Source organism: Mesobacillus maritimus (assembly GCF_019749255.1).
In the GTDB taxonomy this organism is placed as follows: Bacteria; Bacillota; Bacilli; order Bacillales; family Cytobacillaceae; genus Mesobacillus_B; species Mesobacillus_B maritimus_A.
On sequence record NZ_JACWFH010000005.1, the window covers coordinates 70,353 to 89,018 of the forward strand.

An 18,666-nucleotide genomic window follows, 5' to 3' on the forward strand; every position below is an offset into this window, starting at 1 on the left:
TCCTTGATATTTTAGGTAATCCACTCAGACGTTATTATCTACAATTATTACCTTAAATATAAAATATCCTCAATTTTAAATTCCTTATCCGTTATACCTAGTCGTTGGGCGGGAGTTTGCTTTTTACCATCTAGACCTTTAATTGTTTCACAATAGTTATAAAAAGTTCGTAGAATCGTTAAGGCATACTGAGCATATTTCGGATTGAAATTTGCGTAAATATAACTCTTACCATCTCCCCTAGCTGTTACAAGAGGACGTTCCAAGATGGATAACCTCCTACGAATTTGTTGAATAAACGAATTTGAAGCGTGGTCACTTACATTTAATATTAGATTTGCAATCTCACTTGGTTCCAAAGAGGATAGGTCTGTTTTACAATCTACATTATAAAATCCTTTATCCTTTGTTGGAATAGGATGCTCTATTGGTTCTTCTGCCCACTTACGATATGAATCCGAACCAACAACTACTTCTTCGTGAAAGGTTGCATTTTGAAACAAATCAAGAAGTTTAAGATAACCTAAGCCCCAAATAGAACGAGTATCGTGCATCATTGATGCACCCCAGCGTAGTAATTCCCCTCTACCTTCATTGTGCTCTTTATAACATTGCTTCAAGGTTTTTCCTCTATCAACTTGGCAAATAAAATGGTGAGCGTCTGACAGACGGATTTCTTTCTCAAAAACACGGGAAAAAGCTGTCATTAAGGAATTATCTTTATCAGTGACAAAACGCCATTCTGATGCGTTCACAAGCTGCTTAATAAGCCAAAGGTGAGCGATAGTAGTGTAGGTGGAATTGACGTGTAATCCTTCAACGTATTTCCCTCTCCGCTCAAATTCCTTCAGTGCCGCTTTATATTCATAGTCAGTTTGTGTATCGTTCTGAGTAGGAGGCTGGGGGAAAAATGAACGGTCTTTAAAACGAGCATTTTTTCGGCAAAATTCATTTAAATGGTCTTCTTTTAAAAGATCTGTGTCCAATTTGATTTCGTCTAAGTCAATATCCCAATCATATGCAACATCCGTCCTAAACACATATTGTGAATGGACATCTGCGGTGACAACGATATGAGTAGGAAATTGTGATTCTTCAACATCATGAAATTCTTTGCCTCCCTGACCTTTTTTCCGAACATTATTCAGGTTATAAATCATTTTATCGGTATTTAGCCACATTACTGGAAATTCCGTTCGGGCAAAAGCAGTTTTCTCGTGTCGTTCAAGGAATTCTAAACATCTTCGATATACCCATTCTAATTTGTGATAGTAGGTGCTTACTCCAATTTCTAATTTTTCACAGGTACGAGTAACAGGAGTTCTATTTAAAAGGTCTCTTGTAAATGAAGGCAGGATGTCGTTTCTCTTTTGATTGTACGTTGTAGACTGTTTTCTGGTCGGCAGCAAACTTGTTTTCTTTTTACAAGTTTTGCATTGCCAAACTTGAGCACCTACTTTACTTTTTCCTTGTTTATAAAAGAGACTTGGTTCCCTAAAAGGATTTGCTTCGCCATTGATGCAGGTTTCCTTATGAAACTGATAATCTGGTTCCAAATCTTTAATCGTCTCTATACGCACCAAACGTTTGATTTCCTCAGCGATTGACCAATTGGAAACAGGCATCGAAATGCACCCCCAGGTCATTCCCCTGATTAATCCTACTGGGTCATCGTTACAAATAATTGATTGCCTTTCTCCTTTTCCACGTCCACTTAATCGATAACGACTTGGTTTTGATTTTACCGAAGTAAATTTCTCTTGAGGCAATCCGTGCCATTTACAAAAGGGGTTGGTGCAAAAGTTATACTGAATCTGGTGTCTTTTTTCGTTAAATGTAAAAGATACGGGGCGATAAAGAAGGTCATTATATCTTTTCGAAAATCTACTTGGGGCTAACTCTACATATTGTTTTACTCTATCGGAAACCTCTTCTTTTGATAAAGGTATCTGAACAACAACATCTTCTTCATCCTTCGTAGCTAATCTTTTTAGTTGAGCCAACTTATTTTTCCTCCGTTTCCTCTATTCCAAGTTGTTTGAGCAATCGTTTATTATTCCGTTTATTCGTTGCCCATTTAACAAAATCATCATCAGTTAGAAGATTCTTTAAAAATTTATCTACCACTTCGCTTTCGGTGTATTCGCTATACTCCGAAAAGGCTGCCACGATGTTTCTTGTATGTTCCGAAATAAGCCATTCAGGTCGCTCTGCATTGAGATTTTTAGGCTTAATATAATTCCATTTTTTCATCGCCATTTGCCTTCCTTTCTTCAAACCGAAGTCAGCTTTAGCACCAAAATTAGTAGCTAAATTAACATATCAATTTTACAGAGGACAATAATTATTGTCCACTTGTTATTTAGGTTGTTAATACCACAATTATCTCCACAATAAAAACTGAATAAACATTGATATAACAATAAAAAGCAAAGACCAAATCGCTATGCGAAATGGTCTGTTAAATGGATAACTATTTAGTGTTTTCTCTCCCTAAACGGAACCCATTACGTAATTGGACTGTTTTTTTGTATTCTAGTTACTACATTTGAGTATCTTTGGCTATTTTCCTATGAAGCATCGAAGATATAAACTCTTTGTTCACACTTGCTATTAGCGCACCTAGGATTGTAATGAAACCACCTAGCCACGAGACGAAAGAAACCTGTTCCTTAAGCAAAAGAATTCCAAATAGAACAGTCCAGACAGGTAACAAATTCAGGTATGGAGCTGCTTGACTAGCGCCAAGGATTTTCACACCAGCATTCCATGCTAAATACGCCCCAACGGATGCAAGTGTGCTAACATATAACAAAGAAACCCATGCTGTACCATTCATACTGACCATGCTTGGTTCAACCGTTCCAATACAACTAATTGCACTGAAGATTGTCCCATATAGGGCAGATCCAGCAGTTAAAGTAAGAGAATCATGCTTTTTCCCATAGCGTTTGCCTATCACCGTATAGATTCCCCAAGCCAAGCAAGCTAGCACAACTTGAACATTTCCTAGCAGAGATCCATCTAAAGCAGCAACTCCACTTTTCCCTAAAAATAAAACGATCACACCTAAAATTGAAATCCCTGCACCAATCCAGGCTCTCATGCTTACCTTTTCTTTCAAAATAAATGGGGTGAATAAAAGGATGCTAATGGGAATTCCAGATGAGATCATCCCAGCTTGAGAAACGCTAATATTTCCAAGTGCCATATAGGTTAATGTGGAAAAAGCAAAAATACCAGTGAAGCCAAGGATGGAGAACTCTTTCCACATGGTGACAATAGGGAGTTTCTTTTTATTTAAATTTAATAACCCTACAAGAATAAGTGTTGAAATCCCCCACCGAGTTGTATTCAGTAAGGTCGAAGGCATTGCCTCACTTAAGTACCGTCCGCATATATAATTCCCTCCCCAAAGGATAGTTGCTAGTACTAATAATCCCATTCCCCTTTTCATGTTTTGTATTGATCCTCCTAGCGTAGTTGCGAATCTACCAATTGGTTAACGCCACCACTGCCTTTTATGTAAAAAATTCATATGACCGACTATTCCTTTTCACCTTTACGCAATGATATGAATCTACTGTTTATGTTCCCTCCATTCCTCTTCCAATATACTCATTTCCCATTGACTCCAGTATGTGTCATTGTGTTTTAAAGTGTCTCGGAACAGTCCCTCTTTCGTAAAGCCCGCTTTTTCATAACATGCTATAGCCCCCGAATTAAAATCAAAGACACCAAGAGTGACTCGATGCAACTTCAGCTCATTAAAAGCTATCTTCAGCATTTCCTGTATCATCAACTCTCCTAAACCTTGTCCTCTATAGCGTTCGTCGCCCACTAGTACTCTACCAATTCGCGCTGATTTGTTTCTATGGTCAATTTTCGTTAAAGAAATATGGCCAATCACCTTGTCTTTCTCATTATGAACTACACAATAAATAAGCTTCGTAGAACCTCCTTGATTGGCGTCCCTTACATAGTCCTCTAGTTGTGCTTCTGTTAACGGGTAATAAAAGCTAGATCCGGCCCATTGAAGCAAAAATGCAGGTGAATCAACCCATTGAATAAGAGTCTGAAAGTCTGGTGGTTCAAAATATCTTAAAGCAATCATCAAGTCCCCCCCCTAAAAAAAGGGAGTTGAAGACAACTCCCTGGTAACTCGCTAAAAATTTATTTATTAAGAATATCGTCCCTAAGGGTAGCAACCTTTGTCAATGCTGTATCAATATCTGCCTCGCTAACTCCAAAGTGAGCAAGTGCGTCGTGAAGATGATTGACAATGGCATTGAAATGCTCAGGCTGTAAATTCATCCCTTCATGTGCTTTGGCCATTGACTTTCCTGAATATTGGTTCGGTCCACCTAATGCAAAACTAATAAATTTCGCTTGATGACGGATTTGCTTGTCCATATCCGTCTCTTCAAAAAATTGATTAACAGTTTCATCCTTTAAAACAAGTTCATGATAAAAATAATTTACAACCTTTTCAATTGCTTCCGCTCCGCCCACTTTGTCGTAAAGGCTTTGGTCCATAGAAAACACCTCATTTAAAATTTAATCATTGGTATTTTCTACAAAAACCCTATATTTATCCACAGTTTATCTTTATATCATGATTAGCATTTAAACAATTGACACGCTTGAGGTAATATTCTAAATTTAAAATAAGTTTATCACGATATCATTTAGAAATAAACAAAACGATTGCGTTTTTACATTGGACTTCCTAATCACTCTAACGAGGTGAATCATGAAATTATTTATAAAAGAAATGGACGACGGGTTTGCTAGAGAAATTTTACATTGGAAGTACTCTCCACCATATGACTTCTATAACAACGAGTTTAGTGAAGAAGCATTACGAGAATTGCTAGAGGAATCTTATTATGCAATAGTGAGTTCGGAAAGGGAATTAATTGGATATTTTTGCACTGGAAAAACAGCACAAGTACCGATTGGCTCTCAGTTCGGTGCATATTCTAAAGACTTGCTTGATATTGGTATAGGGATGAAACCAGCTCTAACAGGACAAGGATATGGGAGTGAATTTTTCGGTTTTATTTTAGCACACATAGCAGATTCTACTCCGTATAAGACTATCCGTTTAACAGTTACTGATTTCAACAGTCGGGCCATTTCTCTTTATGAAAAACATGGTTTTGTTAAGAACCTGGAATTCAATCGTGGTGAAACTAAATTCATTACGATGATAAAGGAATAGAAAAAGAAAAAGATCCTACCACAAATGGAGGCAATGAAAATCCTTTGGCTTTTGGTAAAGTAATCTCTCCAATCAAAAAAAACGACTCTAACATTCAAAATCTGAATTTAGAGTCGTTTTTTATGTTCGGTTTGGAGCTTATTTCCCCTTAATTTTTAATCCATTAGCGTTAAAAATTAATACTATAATTAACAGCTGGCATAATTCCCTTTATAAAAAAGGGGTTATGCCTTTTTGAATTTAACCTAAGTATAGGAACTCAGTTGATTAAAGTGGAAGGCGGCGAAGACTCCTGTGGGAGTATGGAGACCCCACAGGTGCCTAAGGCACCGAGGAGGCTCCCCGGCACGCCCGCGGAAAGCGAAGCCGCCTGGAACGGAAATCAACAACTATGTTTTAGCACATTACTTAATTTAAAGGCCTTTTCAGTGTCCTCCCACTAATGTGAAGGATCTTTTCGATGCTTTCTAAAGAATGATATAAATTTAGATTCCCTAACGATTCTAAACAATCTAGAATCCTTAATGGCGGTTAGCAATTGATATTCTTTAATTGAAGTAAAGACATTATGAAACCTGATTGCCAACCGTTCCTTTCGTTTTCCTTCCTTCTTTTCTCTTGGCCCATTCATATATCTTTTCAACAAAAACTGAACAGCTTCCTCAATTATAAGGAACAAAGCAATGGGTATGAGGGCAATGATTATCCATTTTACCATGGTTCCAGCCCCTTTCATTAACCTTCATTATGATTAAATATATGAAACTATGATGATATGATTCCTTTTACGACAAATTTAATGGGGTTTGCGATACAACTTTGCTCGGTTACTATCTCGATACCCCTTAGTTGTTGGATCTTGAACTAAACCAAGAAAAGATAGAAGGAAAAAAAGACTATTTGTAGTCGCAAACACTTCATTTTTTAATTGCTCAGTTAGTTGAAAATCCGTTACACCGAACACGTTCAATGCCTGTAGCATTAGCTGCAGAACCAATAAAACTTGAGAAACAAAAGCAAGTACCCATGTACGATTTCTAAACCGGACTTTCCAATTAATCAAACCTATCAACTCCTTCATAACGAAAGCATTATGCTTCAGTTTATGCAAGAAGGAGGATGGGTTGTCTTCTTTTTATTCCTGTTTCTTCTAATTTACATAAAATAATTCTCTCTTTATTACATTTAAGATTCCTTTGCACAATATGTACCCCCAATCCAAACCGGTACACCATTGTATACTGAATTATTCGACAAATTATCAAAGAATTCCTGTCTTTTTACAGAAAAATTATATTAAGATGACAAAAAAAACGCCAAATGGCGTTTTTATCATTCTTATACATTTTTTAAGACCATATCAATCCTTCTGTTCCGTTCTTCCCTTTCCTCTAGCGAAGCTAAGTCATATTTTTTCAATAAATGAAACACTTCGTTAAGGATATCTTGAGTATGTTCTTCACTAAAAAAGCGCTCGAACAAAGATTTTGCTTCTTCAGGTAAGTACGGAGACTGTTCCTCGTATTTCTTTCTAACGTCTTCCGGGCTATGATCAATTTTACATTCTCCCATGACAATCCCTCCCTTTTAAAAGATTTCTTCTTCTAGGATACCAAAATTTACGAGAATTTACGCTTATGCTTATGGAATTTTTGTCCATATATGTCTTTTCGTTTAAACTATAGATAAGCATACTATAAATGAGGGACTTATATGATCCGTACAATAGCGATTAGTAAAGAAAACCAGATTCATTACGATATACCAGTTCAAGACCTTGTTAGCAAAGATTATAGTTGGTATTGGATTGATTTTAATCAACCAACAAAAGAGGAAGTAGTTGCCTTAAGAAATCCACTTCAGTTTCATCCACTTGCAATTGAAGATTGTCTTTATAACCTGCAAAGAGCAAAATTAGATTACTACGAGGACCATACTTTTTTTGTATTCTATTCGCTGAATCAGAAAAGATTGGAAAAAGATGAGGTTGACCTATTTCTTTCTGAAAAGTATATTGTGACATTTCATCAAAACCCCTCCTCGGAGATTAATGAAGTTTGGAAGCGACTCAGGCACTCTGCAGATCCAAGTATATTGACACCGGCTAATGTGTTGTATCATATCTTGGATAAAATTGTGGATAATTATTTCCCCCTTGTCTATGAAATAGAAGATATTCTTAATGACTTAGATGAAAATTCAGGCCAAGAAACGATGGAATCTTTGCTTGACCGGCTCTTTGATACAAGGCATGATTTACTTGCTTTACGTCATACCATTAACCCGATGAGAGATCTTGTGTACAGGATGCTTAACTCACAAAGAGTAGCAGACCAAATATCAAATATCGAATATTTTTCAGATATTCATGACCATTTGCTGAAATTAACAGAAATGGTAGAGGCAAACCGGGAACTAACCACAGATATTCGTGACAGTTATCTATCCCTCAACTCACATGAAACCAATCGAGTCATGAAGGTTTTAACCGTCATCACAACAATATTCATGCCTTTGACCTTTATTGCGGGTATATACGGGATGAACTTTCAGCACATGCCTGAGTTGTCTTGGAAATATGGATATTTTGCTACTCTCTTCCTTATGCTTATCATCGGCATAGGAATGTTTCTATGGTTTTGGAAAAAGGGTTGGTTTAAGTAATGAAAAATGGAATAACAAAAAATAAGCATCTGATTTTCCTGTAGGTGCTTATTTTTTTATGCTATAGAATTTTTTCATATGGCTTTTCTTCCAAATGCTATATACCCATATTCTCTTAATAAAAAATACCAAAATGCTTTCTTACCTGTACTTTCTATTTTCCGATTTAATGATAATAGATATAATAATGAAAAATGTCTAACTGAAACCCTTTGTAGAAAAAATACGTATAATAGATAGGAATACAAGTAAGATAGGAGATCAAATGGAGAAGCTAATACATATCATGAAAAAAGTGATAAAGCGTTTATTGGATGCTTTCATTCTTTTTTGGCAAAGAAAACATATAACGCAAATTTTACTATTAGGAATTTTAGTCATCATTCTTTTATCTATCCTTTGGTTTGCGTTTATCGCCAGCCAAGCGAATGTTCAAAGCTTAAAAGATGGATTAAATCAATCGACAATGATTTATGACAAGGACGGGGATTTAGCCGGTAGTGTCGCGACAAACCGTACGAATAGCGTATCCTTTTCTCAGTTACCTGCCCATGTGCCAAATGCTGTGGTTGCTATTGAGGATGAACGTTTTTATGAACATAACGGCTTTGATATTAAAGGGATTGCCAGGGCGTTTTTCAACAATCTATTTGCAAGAAGTATTACTGGTGGCGGAAGCACCGTTACGCAACAATTAACAAAAAACGCTTTACTCTCACAAGAACAAACTTATAAGCGTAAGGTTGAAGAATTATTTCTAGCTGTTGAAATTGAAAAAGCGTACGAAAAAGAAGAAATCATGGAAATGTATCTGAATCAAAGTTATTTTGGAAGTGGTGCTTGGGGAATAGGAAATGCTTCAAAAAAATATTTTAACAAGGACATAAAAGATGTGTCCATTAGTGAAGCAGCCACGCTCGCTGGCCTTCTTCAAGCTCCTTCCGCCTTGGATCCTTATAAAAATTATGAAGCTGCCATCAAACGGCGGGATGTCGTCCTAGGACAAATGAAAAAACTTGAAATGATCTCAGAAACAGAATTCAAAGAAGCAAAAAACGAAAAGATTGCCTTAAAAGATGGCGGCGGCAGTGTGATTGACCGAAAATATCCATATTATATGGATGCTGTCTTGGATGAAGCGATTAATGAATATGGGTTAACACAGGAAGAAATTTTAACTAGGGGCTACGTGATCCACACGCAACTCGATCAAAATTTACAGACAAGCCTTGAAAAAGTGTACGCAAAAGACTCTCTCTTCCCGAGAAGTACTGGTGAACAACGGGTTCAAAGTGGAGCCGTGTTGCTCGACCCAAAAACAGGCGGCGTTCGTGCACTTGTTGGTGGTAGAGGAGATTATGTCTTCCGGGGATTTAATCGAGCTACTCATTTGAAAGCACAACCTGGCTCGACAATGAAACCACTAGCTGTGTACACCCCCGCCCTTGAGGAAGGCTACAAATATGATTCTATGTTAAAAGATGAAAAAGAATCCTTTGGAAATTACAGCCCAGAGAACTTTTCAAAAACATATCAAGGCGAAGTTCCAATGTATGAGGCCGTAGAAAAATCGATCAATCTTCCAGCAGTCTGGCTACTTAATGAGATTGGCCTAAGTAAAGGGATCTCCTCAGTAAATAAATTTGGAATTCCCTTACAAGAAGAAGATAAAAACCTTGCCATTGCACTAGGTGGTATGCATAAAGGGATTTCCCCTCAACAACTTGCGGAAGCCTATTCAGCCTTTCCCAATGGTGGGGTTCGAAACGAAAGCCATATCATTACCAAAATAGTAGGTCCAACTGGTAACGTTGTTGCGGAAAATAAGAAAAAATCAGTGAAAGCAACAACAAAACGAGTGGCAGAAGAAATGACTTCAATGCTCCTCAATGTTGTAGAAACCGGTACTGGCCAAGCTACTAAAATGGATGAAATGCAAATCGCTGGGAAAACGGGCTCAACTCAGCTCCCATTTAATGATATTAATGGCACAAAAGATCAATGGTTCGTAGGTTATACTCCTACAATCGTTGGTGCCGTTTGGATCGGGTACGACAAAACAGATCGTAATCATTACTTGCCAAATAGCAGTTCTGCGACAGTTGTTCCGATTTTCAGGGATATCATGACTCAAGCCTCGCCTTATATTGATAAAGCTGACTTTCCTGTAAGATCAGTGAATGCACAGCTTGGACAAAATGAAAGTAAGTTGACTGAAGAGCAGTTAAAAGAGCAAGCAAAGAAACTCGAAGAAGAACTCAAAAAAGCAGCTGAAAAAGTCGAGGTAAAGCTTAAGGAAGAAGCACCTAAATGGAAAGATGTCTTAGAAAAAGCAAAACAAGATGCTGAAGACATTGGAGGAAAAGTAAAAGAAAAGCTCGGTGATTGGATACCGTGAACATGAAACGTTTGGGACCCGGTGGTTCCAAACGTTTTTTACTATGCATATTTGTTCTACCCAACTGATGTATTTAGAATATTTCATCTATTGACACTAAATCTTCATGAACTTGTTTCTTTCTTAAACCATGGAAATACATATTTCAAATATAATAGTGGTGATATGATGAGAATCCATAAAGATTGGAATGAATATACATGAAGAAACTGCTATATATAACAGCCAATCCAAAGAGCTTGGAAAAATCTAAAGGCTTACAAATTGGTGAGACATTTATTGAAACCTTTCAAGCTGAGTTACCTGATGTTGAAATTACCCGCCTTGATTTGTTTAATATTGATATGCCCGCCATGGACGCTGAGTTAGTTTCAGCACGCGCAAAAGTAGGTGGTTACGGAGTACCAATCGATCAATTAGAAGAAGGAGAACGAGTCAAGTTATCCAAAATGCATGCTCTTGCTGAGGATTTCAAAAGCTATGACTTTTATGTATTTGTCTCTCCTGTTTGGAATCTAGGATCGCCAGCTGTATTAAAAGCCTATCTTGACAATCTGTTTGTTCACGGCAAAACCTTTGCGTTTACTCCTAATGGACCTAAAGGATATTTAACTGGGAAAAAAGGCATCCATATTCAGACACGTGGTGGTGTTTATGACCAAGGACCCATGAAGGGTTTAGAGTCAGGTGACCGCTATCTACAAATTGCCTTAAATTTTCTTGGAATAAGCATGATGGACTCCGTGATTGCCGAAGGCTTTGATCACTATCCAAAACAAATTCCAGAAATCATTGCAAAGGCAAAGGAGAAAGCCGTTCTTGCTGCAAAGAAAATGGCACGGTCCAATTATGAGTAATAAGCTTAACCAAGAATTTGTATAAAACATACGGATTAAGCAAAGTCTATAACCGATATTCGGTTTTTCGAATATCTCCCGTATCAACAAAACCATCTAAGAGGTGATTTGATGAGTTACAGAGATTTTCTAGACCCTCAATCACAGCGTTTCGTGAAAAACACGACAAGACGAAAACACTTAAGTGCTCAAATTAACGGCGAAACGCAAAGAAGCCTTAGCAACACTATTGCGTATAGTAATGCAAAAGCTCATAGGTTTTGATATCGGGAAAGGAAAAAGACGCATCTATTGCGTCTTTTTTCTCTTTTAGTAAAAAAAAACGAGCTGTGAAGATAAGCTCGTTTGGTAAGTTGTCTTTTCTATTCCTCCGTAACACTTCTAAAAACAATCGTCTTCTGTCCTATATAATTAGTGAGTGTATATGTGACGGTTCCGATTAACACCGCCAATTCATCTTGGGATATAAAGCTTAATGTCTGGCTAGAAAGCTGAATAGTAGCAGCTACTATCTCCCCTAAAGAATATGAGACAATATAACAACTAAGGATAACAAAGAAAAACCTAGGAATCCCTTTGGAACCATTTATGTTGCTTTTAAAGGTAAAGGAACGGTTCAATATGTAGCTAACCCCTGCCCCCATACAATTCCCAACAAAAGTTGCTAACCAATATGACCAACCAAAGAGATTTAAAAGAATCAACATAATCGATAGGCCAATAATAGTATTGATCACTCCAACTAGAAGAAAACGAAAAAATGAATTAGTTCGTCTCAGACTGTTTACGGCGATCATCTCTGTAAGGCTCCTTATTTAGGTTGTTTTCTTGCAAGACCACACTTCCCATTGTAGGGGAATCCTCCACGATTGGTCTTCCTAAATTAAATAAATCAATGTCGACGTTGTATTTTGGACGCCTTTTTGTCTCCTTATATATTTTCCCGATATATTCACCGACCAACCCTAACCCAATAAGCTGAAGTCCACCAATTAACCAGATTGACGTTATTAATGAAGTCCAACCTGTTTCTGTACTACCGAAAAATTTTAAAGAAAGAAAATAGGCCCCAAATATCAAACTCACAAAAAAGGATAGACAGCCGACCAACAACACGAAACGAATGGGAGTCACGGAAAAGGATGTGATTCCATCTAAGGCAAATGCTAGCATTTTCTTTAATGGATATTTTGTGACCCCTGCAAGACGCTCTTTTCGTTCATAATACACAGACGTCGATTTAAATCCGATTAACGGTACAATCCCCCGCAAAAAAAGATTTGATTCTTGATAACGTTCTAATTCTTCAATCGCTCGCTTACTCATCAATCTATAATCAGCGTGATTATAGACTAGATTTACCCCCATTTTTCTCATTATTTTATAAAAACCTTCTGCTGTTGTCCGTTTAAAGAAACTATCACTGTCACGTTTTGACCTGACACCATAGACAACCTGATAGCCTTCCTTGTATTTCGCCACGAAATCACGGATAACTTCAATATCATCTTGTAAGTCAGCGTCAATGCTAATCACACAGTCAGCCATCCTTTTGGCCGAGAAAAGGCCGGCGAGTAGAGCATTTTGATGCCCTACATTCCTAGCTAACTTTAACCCCCTCACAACGTTTCCCTGAATACTTTCCTTATAAATAATCTCCCAGGTGCTGTCCTTACTCCCATCATCAACGAAGAGCAGTCTACTTTCTGCTGATATCGTTTGCTCTTGTATCATGTCGGTTAGTAAGGTTTTTAATTGTCTCATCGTTTCCGTCAATACTTCTTGTTCGTTATAGCACGGGACAACGATTGTAAGTACTGGTTGTTGCATTGTTGTACCCTCCCTGTTGTAGGCTTACAGATAAGTTAAAACGTACTGTAAAGGTGAATTTTCCATGCAGATTCTTTTGATTTGAATACTTTCTCGAGTTTTAGTCCATTCTCATCCGCATTCTCAATAAAGACAGAGGAAAAAATATATCTTCCACCCATCTTTTTAAATTGGTCCATATTGAGTTCTAAATTCTTTATCCGTTTTTTGGTAGATTTCTTAAACATATAATGTTTTCCTAATTCAGCACTAAAAAGATAACAACGGCCACCCCATTCATCAAAATAAGTGCGAATCGTATTATTCTTATCAAGCTCTTTTTCAATAATTTTACGGAACTCATATTTATAGGTTAAAGGATAAAAATTATTATAAGTGTCGAGCGTGTAGAAACCATTGTACTGTGCAATGGCGGGGTGAAGTCCAATGCTCGCTACTCGATAATCATCCTGAGGAATTCCGATATAATCTTTAATTTCATTGAATTGTTCTATAGCATAAAATTGTCCAACTGACGGCTTCTTTGAATAAACAACCTCTTCGTTCGCAAAAATGAGTACAATTACTTGAGCAACTGCTATCCAAGGCACAAGTTTTCTCCAATAGCGCCCTCTTTCCCATAACACTTTTAACCCGATTGCAAATAGCACATAAATAATTAACGGGCGTAAAAAATGGTAACGGGCAAAATTAAACGTATTGAGAAAATGAAATTTTTCTGTAGCTGGAACCCATCCCTTATAGAACCAAAAGGCATACCAAGCGGAGAGCGCAAAATTTAAGATAAAGAAAAACACAAACCATTTTTCTTGTCGCCATAAACTTTTTAACCAAATAGCAAAGAACGCTAAAAAAAGCACAGGTTGGATAATAATGGTATGGATGGTTAATACATGATTGTGGCCGAGAAAGTAGTTTTTAAAGGTTAACCGTACAGATTGCCAGAACGTTAATCGAGCATGGAAATATTCATCCCTACTGTTCGGTTCATGATCAAAGATAAATGAGTACACGAGTCTATATTCGACTAACATAAATATCAATGTCATATAAACAATGGCAAAGAAAAATGGCCAATTCCATCTCTTTTCCCTGATTCCATCACTTAGCCAGAAGACTCCTAATGCACTTAAAAAAAAGAAAAAGCCTAGCACAATACTTGCGTACAAAGGAAGTAGGGTCAGTACTAAATAATTCTTCCAGGAGTAATCACCTTTACGAATATTAAGAAATGCCCACAAAGCAAGTGGCATCCCAAGTGTACTAAGCATGCCTGATGGCCAAAACGGGGTCATCGCAAAGGCTAAAGCAACACCCACTCGGATGATGGCCCAGTTTTTATCAGGGACGAAGTGTTCTTTCAACAATAAATACATCCCTAGAAAGGCTACGAAACGAGTAATCGCTTGACTAAGCCCATAAGCAACCATGGTCGGGAAAAAGGCATGTAGCCAAACAATCAAGCTAAATTCTGTACCAAAGGCATTTCTCTGGAGCTCCCCATTGATGATTTGTGGAATTCTGGCTTCCGTGGATCCAAGGAGTTCGCCACTCTCCACTAGAACCTTATACCAAGCTAGATTTGAATCTAGGTTATCATGGACTCTTATATGAGCATCTTCCCCTAGGATGAATAGTGGCGAGAGAAATAACGCCAAGAAGATAAGAGCACCGACGAAAACCCGTTGTTCCGTCTTCGATTCCGTTAATGTCAATCGTCACACCCCATAATTGCCGTAATCTTACCCTTAAGTTTCGCGTTTATCCTTGAATCTATTCCCATCATCTCCAAGATAATTTCAGTAGCCGATCCAAGTCCTCATAAAGAAAGGCCGTTACCGCAATGATTGTATAGCAAGAAAGGTAGAGAAAAGAGCCAAAAGAAAAGAACGCCATAGTTGCTGGCGCTCTTCATCATTAATAAAAATCAACATCATCATAGCCTGTTAAAGAATCCATATGGCTTGCAATCATAGCAATGATGGTACTTGCCTCTTCCTTTGTAAAGATAAAGTTTGACTCATCCTTTATAAGTTCATCATCTTCCGTCCAAATTCGATTAACTCGTCGTAATACACCGTCTCCAGTATCATTTACAATTCCAAATTGATAAGTAACTTCAACCTCATCTTCCTTTTGGAAAGCTGTTACTTCAGGAGTTTCCCATTCGACATCGATTTCTTCGATAATGTCTCCATCATCATCAATAATCTCACCAACATAATATTCATCTTCATCTTCCTCAACATCTACAGCTGTCAAATATTCTTCACCCTCGACGAGTCCATCGTCTTCTTCAATATAATAAACCTCAGTATCATCTTCATTTAAAAATTCATGGAAGCTTTCATGAACGGCATCTACAATATCATCAATATCTGCTAGGATTGTTCGTGATGGCTGTTCAAGGTCGACATCAAAGGTTTCTACGTAAAATTCTGAGTTATATGGGTCAAAAAATAACGTGCAAAAATATTCTCTTTCATCACCCTCAGTTTCCACAAAAAACTCAATTCTTGGGTGTTTTGCACTGCGGTCGATGGTCATATGTCCAGTTTGATCATATTTTTCACAAATCGATTCGAGATGCTCTTGTAATTCACCTGTTACCCTGTCAAACCATTCTAATGACATGAGCCTCACATCCTTTCCATTTACTCGCATGTATTATGTCCACTTTTGTCCATTAACCTGAATACCAGTTTCAACCAGTAAGCTAGTAACAATGGCTTCTACCTTGTTTAGAAAAGAACATCACATTCTTACATGAAATTACCATCACTTTTCTTTTTTATTACTCTTATAATGGTAATTAGATTGAATAAGGAGATGGAAGAATGAACACTACTAAGATTTTCTCTAAACTATTTCCATTTTTCGCAGTCCTCATGATCGTCTTGACAATAAGCACAATCATTTATATAGATACAACGTCCAATAAAACTTCCGTCCCATATTCAACTATTGCTCAAACAGTCGAATCTTTGGGTACTGAAACGGCCAATTTAACAGAACATCCAGATGGAACACTTGAACTTGAAACAAAGGAAGCAACCTTTATATCTAAAGTTCCACCGAATAGTCAAATGGTCGAAGAATTAGTAGCAACGCAAAATATTCATTATACTTATTCAAACAATAGTAAGTATGGCTCACTTATTTTAGGAGGTATTTTCTTTCTTCTTCTCACAGCCGCTTTTATCGTCCAGAAGAAAACAAAAGGTGGAATAGGGATTGGCAATAAAATGAAAAACAGTCTCTCAAAACCAACTCCTCTTCCATCGATTACACTGAATGACGTGGGTGGACTTCAAGAAGAGATGAAAGAAGAAATTCTTCAGACTCTCTCAATCCTTAAAGAGCCAGAACGTTCCGTAAAAATGGGGATAAAGCCACCAAAAGGGATATTATTATATGGTCCTCCAGGTACAGGAAAAACCTTACTTGCACAGGCAATTGCTCAAGAACTAAAGGCTAATTTCTTTTCAGCAAGTGGTTCGGCTTTTAACGAAATGTTCATTGGTGTAGGTGCCTCCCGAGTCCGCAGCTTATTTACCAGCGCACGTAAACAAGGGCCTGCTGTCATTTTCATTGATGAAGTGGATGCTCTCGCTGGGAAAAGAAAACCAAATGGGGGTGAAGAAGGAGAAAAGACTCTAACCGAACTCCTAGTTCAACTCGACGGTGGTCATGATAATGATGGCATATTGTTCATTGCTGCGACTAACCGGAAAGATATGCTAGATGAGGCATTTTTGCGACCAGGAAGAATTGATTTTTCATTCCAAGTTCCCCTTCCTGATACAAAGGGACGCAGAGAAATTATCGACATCCATATAAAAGGGAAAGAACTTTCTGATGAAGTTCGTGCTTCTCTTGATGAGTTAGCCGAGAGCACTTCTGGTTTTTCTGGTGCCGAACTGTCCTCCCTTTTTGCTACTGCCAGTAGACTTGCATTAAGAAAAGGCCGAACAGTATTATTAAAAAGCGATTTGGATTATGCTTTGGACCGGACGATACTAGGAAGTAGCTCTAGAGCACTATTGGATGTAGATCTAAAGCGCAGAGTCGCCATCCATGAAGCCGGCCATGCACTTATCGCTGCTGTCACCAAACCTGGCTCAGTCAGGAAAGCAACGATTGTTCCTCGTGGTCAAGCATTAGGATACGTTGCGCCTATCTCTAAAGAACTACAATTATCGACCACTAGTGAACTATTAGAGAGAGTGGCAATGATACTTGCAGGTGGAGTAGCAGAAAGGCTATATCTTGGCGAACATAGCATAGGGGTAAGTGGTGACGTCCATCAAGCAAAGCAAATTATTGAACAGATGGTCGATACTGGGTTATTACAAGATGGATTCACTCTAACCTTTAGCAAAGCAGATAAAGAAGAAAACATGCAAAAGCTTTTCCACAAGGCTCTTACAAAAGCAGAAACACTGGTAACCACACACGAGACACAATTTCAGGCACTCGTTGATGCTTTGTTAAAGAAAGAAACACTAGAAGGGACCGAGATAGAGGAAATCGTAAACACTAAAAATCAACTGGTCTCGTAAGATTCCTACCCATAACAACAAAAAGAAACAGGAATCTTAGCTACAGATTCCTGTTTCTTTATATTTTTTATTAAGTTTCTTTTCATTAATATGACCTTCATATGACATTCAATCATGTTAAACAGGATATCTAGCTGTTCTTACGATCGCGGATTTTAGCATCCTAAACCTATATTAAAACCAAACATTATGCATTTTCATTAGAAAATTCTTCGTAATGGGGTATCCAGAACTTACGCCGATTATTGAGTCGATTCCACAATAAGGACAAACAGCTGTATTTTCGTCATCCACCCATTCAACAATTTGACTAGGACTAAAAATCTTCTGACAATGGAAACAGCCACAAACTTCGTCCTGCTGTAGCTTATCGCGATGACGACTACTAAAAAGATATGCATCTTCTATTTGTTTATCCATAAGAATCAACTCATTTCTATTAGGAATTTAGCCATAGAATCGATTATACCTAATCTGCACTCCAAAATCTCAAGAGTATTCCCAAATGGTTCCTTCAGGGAAAATTCGGGTTACCCCGGGCAATTCTTCCAATAAAAAGGTCCTTAGAGACCAACTTGAACTTGAACGTTTCTAGACTAAGCTCCCTCCTCTGTTTCAAGGTATCAGGCTTTTCAATTTCAACGAACCCCAAACAAAGACAGAAAAACATCTAGCAGCCCCCACTTATCTTTTGGAGCTACCAAATGAACATGGGAGATGCTTAAAAACAATTGACACATCTTCCCCACAAAATCCTCATTCACTTCTATTCTATGTCACCATGCAAATTTAATAAATCAAATACTCTTACTATTATATTCTTCCCTACTATCTTCAATACCTTTTTAGCTATTTGACTGTCTATAAGTTTTGAAAAAAGATCCAAAATAAAAAATACCGCAACCTTTTTGACGGATGCGGATAAGATTAGATAAAATGATTATTCTCTTCATTATCAGGATCGATAGCTTCAGCTAAAAGATGAATATCCTTGATGATCTGTACACGGATTCTGTCATCCTTACATTTTTTATATTCATCAAACAAACGACCCAGTTCCTCGATGAAAATAGTTACTTCCTCAGCTTCGGTCATAATATGATTACCCCTTTATCATTAATCCAGTTCCTT

Annotated in this window: 20 protein-coding genes; 6 read left to right on the forward strand and 14 right to left on the reverse strand. The window is 37.6% G+C overall.

Annotation, left to right across the window (positions count from 1 at the left end):
- Positions 1–47 precede the first annotated feature (47 nt).
- The 5 genes from H0185_RS01910 to H0185_RS01930 all read right to left on the reverse strand — a co-directional run bounded on the left by H0185_RS01910 (position 48) and on the right by H0185_RS01930 (position 4,536).
- Positions 48–2,003, reverse strand: a complete 1,956-nt coding sequence (locus H0185_RS01910) for an insertion element protein (RefSeq protein ID WP_221870651.1) — start codon at positions 2,001–2,003, stop codon at positions 48–50.
- A gap of 1 nt (position 2,004) precedes the next feature.
- A complete protein-coding gene (locus tag H0185_RS01915; RefSeq protein ID WP_221870653.1) occupies positions 2,005–2,253 on the reverse strand; it encodes a hypothetical protein in 249 nt (82 codons plus the stop codon).
- A gap of 289 nt (positions 2,254–2,542) precedes the next feature.
- Positions 2,543–3,457, reverse strand: coding sequence for a DMT family transporter (locus tag H0185_RS01920; protein ID WP_221870655.1), 915 nt, complete (start codon positions 3,455–3,457; stop codon positions 2,543–2,545).
- Positions 3,458–3,580: 123 nt separating this feature from the next.
- The gene (locus tag H0185_RS01925) at positions 3,581–4,114 is read right to left on the reverse strand and encodes a GNAT family N-acetyltransferase (protein ID WP_221870657.1); all 534 of its coding nucleotides are present in this window, start codon (positions 4,112–4,114) and stop codon (positions 3,581–3,583) included.
- 59 nt (positions 4,115–4,173) lie between these two features.
- Positions 4,174–4,536, reverse strand: coding sequence for a group I truncated hemoglobin (locus H0185_RS01930; protein ID WP_221870659.1), 363 nt, complete (start codon positions 4,534–4,536; stop codon positions 4,174–4,176).
- Between the two features lie 217 nt (positions 4,537–4,753).
- On the opposite strand from H0185_RS01930, the gene H0185_RS01935 reads away from it, so the two are divergent.
- The gene (locus tag H0185_RS01935) at positions 4,754–5,224 is read left to right on the forward strand and encodes a GNAT family N-acetyltransferase (protein ID WP_221870661.1); all 471 of its coding nucleotides are present in this window, start codon (positions 4,754–4,756) and stop codon (positions 5,222–5,224) included.
- Between the two features lie 439 nt (positions 5,225–5,663).
- Here the strand turns inward: H0185_RS01935 and H0185_RS01940 are convergent, their stop codons facing one another.
- The 3 genes from H0185_RS01940 to H0185_RS01950 form a co-directional block, all read right to left on the reverse strand.
- Positions 5,664–5,942, reverse strand: a complete 279-nt coding sequence (locus tag H0185_RS01940) for a hypothetical protein (protein WP_221870663.1) — start codon at positions 5,940–5,942, stop codon at positions 5,664–5,666.
- A 78-nt stretch (positions 5,943–6,020) separates the two neighbouring features.
- Entirely contained in the window at positions 6,021–6,287 is a 267-nt protein-coding gene (locus H0185_RS01945) for a phage holin (RefSeq protein WP_221870665.1), read from the reverse strand.
- A gap of 275 nt (positions 6,288–6,562) precedes the next feature.
- Complete coding sequence (locus H0185_RS01950) at positions 6,563–6,796, reverse strand: group-specific protein (RefSeq protein ID WP_221870667.1); 234 nt, start codon at positions 6,794–6,796, stop codon at positions 6,563–6,565.
- 141 nt (positions 6,797–6,937) lie between these two features.
- Between H0185_RS01950 and corA the strand changes: the two genes are divergently transcribed.
- The 4 genes from corA to H0185_RS01970 all read left to right on the forward strand — a co-directional run bounded on the left by corA (position 6,938) and on the right by H0185_RS01970 (position 11,407).
- Positions 6,938–7,888, forward strand: coding sequence for a magnesium/cobalt transporter CorA (gene corA / locus H0185_RS01955; protein ID WP_221870669.1), 951 nt, complete (start codon positions 6,938–6,940; stop codon positions 7,886–7,888).
- Positions 7,889–8,153: 265 nt separating this feature from the next.
- Entirely contained in the window at positions 8,154–10,286 is a 2,133-nt protein-coding gene (locus tag H0185_RS01960) for a transglycosylase domain-containing protein (RefSeq protein WP_221870671.1), read from the forward strand.
- Positions 10,287–10,486: 200 nt separating this feature from the next.
- On the forward strand, positions 10,487–11,143 hold the full coding sequence (locus H0185_RS01965) for an FMN-dependent NADH-azoreductase (RefSeq protein WP_221870673.1): 657 nt from the start codon (positions 10,487–10,489) through the stop codon (positions 11,141–11,143).
- A gap of 111 nt (positions 11,144–11,254) precedes the next feature.
- Positions 11,255–11,407 carry a YpzG family protein gene (locus H0185_RS01970; RefSeq protein WP_221870675.1) on the forward strand — a complete coding sequence of 51 codons (153 nt, stop codon included), beginning with the start codon at positions 11,255–11,257 and terminating at the stop codon, positions 11,405–11,407.
- A 98-nt stretch (positions 11,408–11,505) separates the two neighbouring features.
- On the opposite strand, the gene H0185_RS01975 is transcribed toward H0185_RS01970, so the two are convergent.
- The 4 genes from H0185_RS01975 to H0185_RS01990 all read right to left on the reverse strand — a co-directional run bounded on the left by H0185_RS01975 (position 11,506) and on the right by H0185_RS01990 (position 15,607).
- Entirely contained in the window at positions 11,506–11,940 is a 435-nt protein-coding gene (locus H0185_RS01975; RefSeq protein WP_221870677.1) for a GtrA family protein, read from the reverse strand.
- A complete protein-coding gene (locus H0185_RS01980; RefSeq protein WP_221870679.1) occupies positions 11,909–12,973 on the reverse strand; it encodes a glycosyltransferase family 2 protein in 1,065 nt (354 codons plus the stop codon). The genes H0185_RS01975 and H0185_RS01980 overlap by 32 nt, the downstream gene beginning before the upstream one ends.
- A gap of 35 nt (positions 12,974–13,008) precedes the next feature.
- The gene (locus H0185_RS01985; RefSeq protein WP_221870681.1) at positions 13,009–14,688 is read right to left on the reverse strand and encodes a DUF6044 family protein; all 1,680 of its coding nucleotides are present in this window, start codon (positions 14,686–14,688) and stop codon (positions 13,009–13,011) included.
- Between the two features lie 202 nt (positions 14,689–14,890).
- Complete coding sequence (locus H0185_RS01990) at positions 14,891–15,607, reverse strand: hypothetical protein (protein ID WP_221870683.1); 717 nt, start codon at positions 15,605–15,607, stop codon at positions 14,891–14,893.
- 203 nt (positions 15,608–15,810) lie between these two features.
- Here H0185_RS01990 and H0185_RS01995 point away from each other — a divergent pair, with 203 nt between their 5' ends.
- Positions 15,811–17,535: an AAA family ATPase gene (locus H0185_RS01995; protein ID WP_221870685.1), complete on the forward strand. Its 1,725-nt coding sequence runs from the start codon at positions 15,811–15,813 to the stop codon at positions 17,533–17,535.
- Between the two features lie 174 nt (positions 17,536–17,709).
- Here the strand turns inward: H0185_RS01995 and H0185_RS02000 are convergent, their stop codons facing one another.
- Both H0185_RS02000 and H0185_RS02005 read right to left on the reverse strand, forming a co-directional pair.
- Positions 17,710–17,955 carry a cytoplasmic protein gene (locus H0185_RS02000; protein WP_221870686.1) on the reverse strand — a complete coding sequence of 82 codons (246 nt, stop codon included), beginning with the start codon at positions 17,953–17,955 and terminating at the stop codon, positions 17,710–17,712.
- A gap of 507 nt (positions 17,956–18,462) precedes the next feature.
- On the reverse strand, positions 18,463–18,630 hold the full coding sequence (locus H0185_RS02005; protein ID WP_221870688.1) for a hypothetical protein: 168 nt from the start codon (positions 18,628–18,630) through the stop codon (positions 18,463–18,465).
- Between the last annotated feature and the right edge of the window lie 36 nt (positions 18,631–18,666).